Annotated in this window: 7 protein-coding genes; 1 reads left to right on the top strand and 6 read right to left on the bottom strand. The window is 49.1% G+C overall.

Features of this window, described 5'->3' with window-relative positions; translation table 11 throughout:
• Positions 1-381 precede the first annotated feature (381 nt).
• The 6 genes from IE163_RS16455 to IE163_RS16430 all read right to left on the bottom strand — a co-directional run bounded on the left by IE163_RS16455 (position 382) and on the right by IE163_RS16430 (position 5,387).
• The gene (locus tag IE163_RS16455; RefSeq protein ID WP_189434080.1) at positions 382-804 is read right to left on the bottom strand and encodes a pilin; all 423 of its coding nucleotides are present in this window, start codon (positions 802-804) and stop codon (positions 382-384) included.
• A gap of 203 nt (positions 805-1,007) precedes the next feature.
• Entirely contained in the window at positions 1,008-1,871 is an 864-nt protein-coding gene (locus tag IE163_RS16450) for an aminotransferase class IV (protein ID WP_189434079.1), read from the bottom strand.
• A gap of 15 nt (positions 1,872-1,886) precedes the next feature.
• Entirely contained in the window at positions 1,887-2,864 is a 978-nt protein-coding gene (locus tag IE163_RS16445) for a glutamate cyclase domain-containing protein (protein WP_189434078.1), read from the bottom strand.
• 2 nt (positions 2,865-2,866) lie between these two features.
• Positions 2,867-3,883 carry a 5-oxoprolinase subunit C family protein gene (locus IE163_RS16440; protein ID WP_189434077.1) on the bottom strand — a complete coding sequence of 339 codons (1,017 nt, stop codon included), beginning with the start codon at positions 3,881-3,883 and terminating at the stop codon, positions 2,867-2,869.
• Entirely contained in the window at positions 3,880-4,617 is a 738-nt protein-coding gene (gene pxpB / locus IE163_RS16435) for a 5-oxoprolinase subunit PxpB (RefSeq protein WP_229833618.1), read from the bottom strand. Before pxpB ends, IE163_RS16440 begins: the two co-directional genes overlap by 4 nt.
• Positions 4,605-5,387 carry a 5-oxoprolinase subunit PxpA gene (locus tag IE163_RS16430; RefSeq protein WP_229833617.1) on the bottom strand — a complete coding sequence of 261 codons (783 nt, stop codon included), beginning with the start codon at positions 5,385-5,387 and terminating at the stop codon, positions 4,605-4,607. Before IE163_RS16430 ends, pxpB begins: the two co-directional genes overlap by 13 nt.
• A 351-nt stretch (positions 5,388-5,738) precedes the next feature.
• Between IE163_RS16430 and IE163_RS16425 the strand changes: the two genes are divergently transcribed.
• Positions 5,739-6,752, top strand: coding sequence for a sensor domain-containing diguanylate cyclase (locus IE163_RS16425; RefSeq protein WP_189434076.1), 1,014 nt, complete (start codon positions 5,739-5,741; stop codon positions 6,750-6,752).
• Positions 6,753-6,758 lie beyond the last annotated feature (6 nt).

Below are 6,758 nucleotides of genomic sequence, written 5' to 3'. Positions count from 1 at the left end.
TTGGTTCGGTATCTGACCCTGAAGGTTCAAGGTTGGAAGGTTGGTACTTAAAAAAACAAACCCGCACGAGGCGGGCTTGTTGTTCGGTATCTGACCCCGAAGGTTTCGATTAGGCAAGCCAGCGCATGAATATCAGTGGTTCGGTATCTGACACCGAAGGTTTTTAAGGTTTTTGACTCCGAAGGTTCAAAAACAAACCCGCACGAGGCGGGCTTGTTGGTTTGGTATCTGACCCCGAAGCTTCCGGTATCTGACCCCGAAGGTTACTTGGGGCGCTAATCCGGTTAATCCGGTTTAACGCTTTGCTTACTCAGAAAAACAAACCCGCACTAGGCGGGCTTGTTGGTTTGGGATCTGACCCTGGCTGCTAACCCTGAAAATTTAGCAAAGTTTCGGTGTATTGCTTGTACATGTACCAGTAATCGCCCAAGTAGTGCCGTTCGCGCCTAAAGTAGGTGTTGCTACATATGTTAAGCTATCTACTGCTGCAGTTCCTGTAGCTGTAATTACACCAGCAGCCGATACATCAAGAGATTGTACGTTCCCTACTGGAGCAGCAATTGCTGCTGGGACGCCATTGGTGCCCGCGCCGCAAGCAGTTAAGGCACCAGTAGTTTGTGCGCACACACTCACAGCAGTTTTGTAACCATTTGCGAGAGAGATTACTTCAGAGAAACGAGCACGTTTTGTATAATCTTGATACGCAGGCAAAGCAATGGCTGCCAAAATACCAATAATCGCAACAACGATCATTAATTCGATTAGGGTAAAACCCTGTTGTTTTGCACGTTGAACATTAATCATTTTTAAAACTCCTGAGTTTAAAATAGCCCCAAGGGCTACTATTCATTTTGGATGCTTTTCAACAAACCGCAAGTTAAATTTAGATGTCTTTAGTAATAAATACTAATTTATTGCCGAAGCTCAGTATTACGGCGCTTTTAAACGTTTTTAGCGACAAACTGGCCTAATTCTTAAGTATTAGCTGCAATATTTGTTTAACGTGGTTAATCGTACTTATGGGCACTAAAGAGCTGTTGTGCCTTGAGCCAGATATCGCCGACCTTGCCATCGCCTACCGGCTTACCATTAATCTGTAGCACCGGTGCTATTTCTTTACTGGAGCTGGTAAGCCAAATTTCATCGGCTGCTACTACTTCATCATAACTAATGTCACGCTCTATCACGTTAAGCTGCGAGTGCTGGCGCAAGATCTGTAATAACAGCAAGCGGGTAATGCCGGGTAATAATTTATGGCTAAGCGGTGGGGTGGCAATCTCGCCATTTTTAACGATAAATACATTTACCGCAGCGCCTTCGGTGAGGTTACCTTCGCGATCAAAAAGTAAAATCTCCTGGGCGCCTTGTTCTACGCCTTGTTGATAATGCAGCACATTACCCAGCAATGACGTGGATTTAATATGGCAGCGCTGCCAGCGTAAATCGTTGCCGGTAATCACCGCATAGCTAGTGGCTTTGGCTTTATCGGGTATTGGCGCGGCGGCGATAGCAAAGGCATAAGCAAAGATGGTTGGGCTAACGCCAGTGGGAAAGGCATGGTTACGTTTACTGTCGGTGCCGCGGCTTACCTGAATATATACCGCTAGGTTATCACCTAGTGTCGGGCGGTTTGCTTCAAGCAGCTTATCGCATAGTGCGCGCCAGGCGGGCTCAGTCATGCCGTGCTCAATACTCAGTGCCGCCAAACCCGCATGTAAGCGACTAATATGCGGGGTAAAGCCGACAAAACGGCCATGATAGGAGGGGATCACTTCGTAAATACCGTCGCCAAATAAAAAGCCCCGATCCATCGGTGATATTTTCGCTTCGCTTGCGGCCATAAACTGGCCATTTAAAAATACTGTGTTCATGCTACTTCTCAATGATTAACCATTAATATTATTAATTACCAGCGCCTGTAAGCGACTAATTAAGGCATCACCTTCCTGATACGGCAGGCCATCTTCGGTTAGGGTGGGCTGGCGGGTGACGCCATCGATACAGCCATGCTCTACCAGAAAGGTTAAAATGGGTAACAGTGCCGCGTTTGCCAGCAGGTTTTGCCCGCGTAGTAGCGAGAGCATGGCAATAATGCCCCAGGCCGCCCAATTTGATACATCGGCAATCACCAGTTCGTCGCACTGGGTAACACTTGGCGTAATGGTTAGCTGGCCTGCCAGGCTGAGCTGACTGAGCGCGGCGGCCACATTACCCATGCCAATTTCATTACCGCCATCGCCAATGGCTAGCGTGGGGCAGCGGGCCTGGGTTAAAAAGAAATCGAAACTGGCGCAGCGCTCGGAAATATCTTCGCCACGCATATTGTTATAGCGGCCATTGGCACCAAAGCCCGGGCGTTCTATGGCTAATACCAGGGCAGGTTTAAGCGCGGCCAGCGCCTGCTCGGCAATATTGGGCAGTTGCTGGTACTGGTTTACGCTAAGCGGGTAGCATTGATAATGCCCTTTTAATACACTAAACAGTGGGTCGCCACAAAGGATGATCGGCTTAAGGCCAATTTTTTCGGCACATTGATAAAGCGCAATGGCACCAACAGGGCCGTCGGTTTCAAAGGTATTGAGTACCGGAAAGCCAGTACCGATAAGTACTGTGCTGCCAGCGGGTAAATTAAACAAACGGGCTGCCCGTAATACGTAACCAGGGCGTAAGTGTGGTTGCACTAACTGCATACCACGTAAATTGCGTTCGACCAGGAAGTTTTCTATTTGCAGGCTTAACGCATTAAAATTAAGTGCGCTATAGCCAATAGGCAAGGTGCTAGGTGGCGTAGTGCTCACGCCGGTAGTGTCCGTTAGCGCAGCGCCAGTAGCGGGGTTGCAATGGCTAGGTGTGGGTTTTGTCATGGTTAGCACTCTTGGCTGGCGCTGGCTAGCGCGCAAAATATTGTTGTTTCGCGCTCGAAGCGGGCAGCATCGAGTTGCAGCGCATTATGGGCTTGCTCTGCGCTAACAGGGGTAAAGTGTACCTCAGTGCCGGGGGTGGCTTGCGCCAGTTGCCAGCAATCCAGCGATAACACATTACCTATTTTCGGATAACCCCCTAGGGTTTGTCTGTCGTTTAACAGCACTATTGGCTGGCCATCTGGCGGTATTTGTATTGCGCCATAGCTAATACCCTCGGATAACAGCTGGCGTGTGCTGCAATGAATAGCGCTGCCATTAAGTTTATAGCCCATTCTATCGCTCTGTGGGCTAACCTGATAGGGATTTAAGTAAAAGCGTGCGCGCTGGCAGGCGCTAAATAACGACGCCTGATAGCCTTCAATTACTCTAAGGGTTAGCGCTGTTTGACCTGGCAGGCTGCGCTTGGTCAGCTCAGTGGGTAGGCTGCTGCCTGCTGCTGTAACCTGCACTGCCGCGGTCGCCAGCGGTAAAAGATCATTAGCCTGCAACTTTTGACCGGCGAGGTGCTGCCTGGGGTTATCGGCGGCCTTGCGCACAAGGCCACCAATGCCTTCGCGCATTACCGTAGCGCTGCTACCAAACTGAGGTGGCACTTGAATACCCCCTGTTACCGCAATATAGGCACGCAAGCCGCCACTAAAGATGCCCAGTGCCAGTTCATCGCCAGGCTTTAAATGCAATGCTTGCCAGCAAGGTACCGGTTGCCCATTGTGACTAAGCGCTAGCGCGGCGCCGGTAACGGCTAGGGTGCAAGGACTTTGCGCTAGTAGAATTAAGCCGCCAACACTATGTTCAATTACGGTGCTGTTTAATGGGTTACCCACCAACGCATTAGCCCAGCGAAAGCTGTGGCCATCCATTGGCCCGCCTTGAGTTAGTCCCAAGCTGCCCTGACCAAAGCGCCCGAAGTCTTGCAGTAAACTGAGTACCCCAGGGCTTACTATGCGCAACGCGTTCAAAGTACACCGCCTAATAGCGTAAAGTCACGCTCTGTTATGGGCACAAATTTTACCTGATCACCCACCGCTACCGGCATAGCCGGTTCTTGCCAGGCGTTAAACATGGCTATGGGGCAAAGCCCCAGTAAATGCCAGCCGCCGGGCGATGCCGCAGGGTATACCGCGGTTTGCCGGTCGGCAATGGCAACGGCGCCGGCCGGTACTTTCGGGCGTGGGCTACTTAAACGCGGCACGGCAAGCTGTTCGGGTAACTCGCCTAAGTAAGCAAAACCAGGCGCAAAACCAATAGCATAAACCTGATAGCTGGTTGAGCTATGTAATGCGATCACTTCGTTGATGCTCAGATTTTTGTCTTGGGCGACCTTGGCTAAGTCGGGACCACTTTGCTCGCTATACCATACTGGCAATTCCACTTGTTTGCCCTGCTGTTGGCTAACCAGATTTACCGCTTTGGTTAAGGCCTGCTCCAGTAAAGGTTTAATGCTTAAGTGGCTATGCTGTAATGGGTTAAACACAATCAATAAAGACGCATAAGAGGGCAACAGTTCTAGCAGTTGCTGCCCAAGCATCGGGCTTAATTGGCTGTTGGCTAAAGCGATCTGCTGAGCGGCAGCGGGGCTGATGACTTGGGTGTTAAGATACAAAATAAAAGCGTTTTCACCCGCCAGGCTTAGTGTGTAATCAGCAGGTGTTAGCCTGGTTGCCATGTTAGCTAAGGGCGTTACTGCTGGCATCTGTTGATAAGCTCCCGTATTTGCTGTAACTGGCTTATTGCTGCCAGATTATCACCATGCACACACAGGGTGTCGGCGTGCAAAGGTAGCGCTTTGCCACTCTCCGTGGTTACGCTGCCATAGTTTAACAGTTGCTGTACTTGTTGCAGTACTTCGCTGCCATGCAGCACGGCACCTGGCTGAGTGCGGGGGGTAAGTTTACCCTGGTCGGTATAACGGCGGTCGGCAAAGGCTTCCAGCAATAAAGTTACGCCAAGGGTACTGGCTTGTTGCTGATACTGTTCGGCCTCATTGGTGGCCAGTATCATCAACTTTAACGGTTTGTAATAGCTGGCCACTGCCTGTAATACCGCTTGCCAAACAGTGGGTTTACTCATCATATCGTTATACAGTGCCCCATGCGGTTTAATGTAACTAAGCTGCAATCCCTGGCATTGTGCCATGCCATCTAACGCAGCTATTTGGTAATGCATAAGGTTGATGATTTCCTGCTCGCTACATTGCATGCTGCGCCGGCCAAAGCCTTGTAAGTCGGGGTAAGACGGATGTGCGCCAATAGTCACGCTGTGCTGCTTTGCCAGCGTTAAGGTGCGCTTGATCACGTCGGCATCGCCAGCATGAAAACCACAGGCAATATTAGCCTGGTCGATATAAGGCATGGCTTGGCTGTCTAGCCCCATTTGCCAGCTGCCAAAGCTCTCGCCTAAGTCGCAGTTAAGCAGTAAAGCAGCATGCTGTGATTGCTGAGGTATGCTTGGCATATTTGGCATGAGGTGTCTCGCTACTTAGTTGGATACCTATCAGGCGCTGCTATCGCCAGCTTAAAGATGGTCAATTGGGCTGACAGCTGCAAGTGAATTGGATATAGTTTGCTCGACTGTCAGCCAGTTGTCCAGCCATTGGCTGGGGGTTTTAGCATAAAAAATTCTATTGGGTCACTTTGTTGGGAATAAAGTATTCTACAGGTGGGTTAGATCATCGCTTAATGTAGCGAGTGACGGTTTTTTTTGCTAAAAAGTGACTTATTTTGGTCGTTTCAAATATACTCACTGCAAGGACCTGTTTTGTGCTTTACTAGGGTGGGTTAACCTTTAACAAGCCATTTTTTAAAAGAGTTGGGTATGAACAGTGACCGTTTAGATAGTAGGTTTCAGGAGTTGCATAACGCCCTATCGCCTCTTATGCAATTGGTGTGCAGTATTACCTCGCTGGAAACGGCCTTTGTTACCTATATTGATCCAATGCTTGCCAAACAGCAAGTTGCGGTTGTCTATGGCAATGGCGATATTCATATCGTGGCAGGCTCAGAACAGCCCTGGCAGGATTCGATGTGCCGCCAGCTATTTAATGATGATAGTTGGTTAAATCTGAATATTGCGCAAACTTACCCGCAAAGTGTGGGGGCTAAATTAGGCATGACCACTTTTTTTGCGTTGCCGGTGCAATATGATGAGCAGTTGATTGGCAGTTTATGCGGCGCTAGCACGCGCCAGCAAAGTTTATCTGCTACCCAGTTAAAGCAACTGGAATTAATTGCTGCGGCAGTCTCTTGGTTAATCGCTAAGTGGCAGCGCTTGATTAAACTACAACAGCGGTTGCACATTACTCAACAGCGGTTAGAGCAGTCCTATCAAGATCGTGAATCGTTAAAACAATTAGCAGAGCAAGATCCCTTAACGGGTTTGTTAAACCGGCGTGGCTTTGCAGAGTTATGGCAAAGCTGCACTGAGCAGGATATTACTGACGGTGATATTGCGGTTATCGCGCTGGATTTTGATAATTTTAAACAACTGAATGACAATTTTGGCCATCAGGCCGGCGATGAAGCGCTGAAAGATTTAGCGCTGCTATTGCAAAAAAATACCCGTGATTATGATTTCGCCGCTCGCTTAGGTGGCGATGAGTTTATGCTGGTATTGCCAGGTTGCAAAAGGCTAGAAGCTGTGCAAATAGCAAAGCGTATGCAGCAAGACTATGCTGCTACTCAACATGGTAAGCAGCATAGTATTAGCATGGGCATGGCGATAAGCAGTGTTGGTGCCGCTGATGATTTGCTGCTACTGGCAGATAAAGCCTTATATAAAGCAAAAAACAGTGGTCGCGGTCAATTGGTGATCAATACTTTTCGGCTTTGACTTTAG

The organism is Alishewanella longhuensis (assembly GCF_014653435.1).
Taxonomy (GTDB): Bacteria; Pseudomonadota; Gammaproteobacteria; order Enterobacterales; family Alteromonadaceae; genus Alishewanella; species Alishewanella longhuensis.
Note: the sequence above shows the minus strand (reverse complement) of the source record. Positions and strands in the feature narration are given on the sequence as shown.

Coding starts and splice junctions, on each gene's coding strand:
- pxpB (WP_229833618.1), bottom strand. CDS start 4,617: ATGCCAGCAGTAACGCCCTTAGCTAACATGGCAACCAGGCTAACACCT.
- IE163_RS16425 (WP_189434076.1), top strand. CDS start 5,739: ATGAACAGTGACCGTTTAGATAGTAGGTTTCAGGAGTTGCATAACGCC.
- IE163_RS16430 (WP_229833617.1), bottom strand. CDS start 5,387: ATGCCAAATATGCCAAGCATACCTCAGCAATCACAGCATGCTGCTTTA.
- IE163_RS16445 (WP_189434078.1), bottom strand. CDS start 2,864: ATGACAAAACCCACACCTAGCCATTGCAACCCCGCTACTGGCGCTGCG.
- IE163_RS16455 (WP_189434080.1), bottom strand. CDS start 804: ATGATTAATGTTCAACGTGCAAAACAACAGGGTTTTACCCTAATCGAA.
- IE163_RS16450 (WP_189434079.1), bottom strand. CDS start 1,871: ATGAACACAGTATTTTTAAATGGCCAGTTTATGGCCGCAAGCGAAGCG.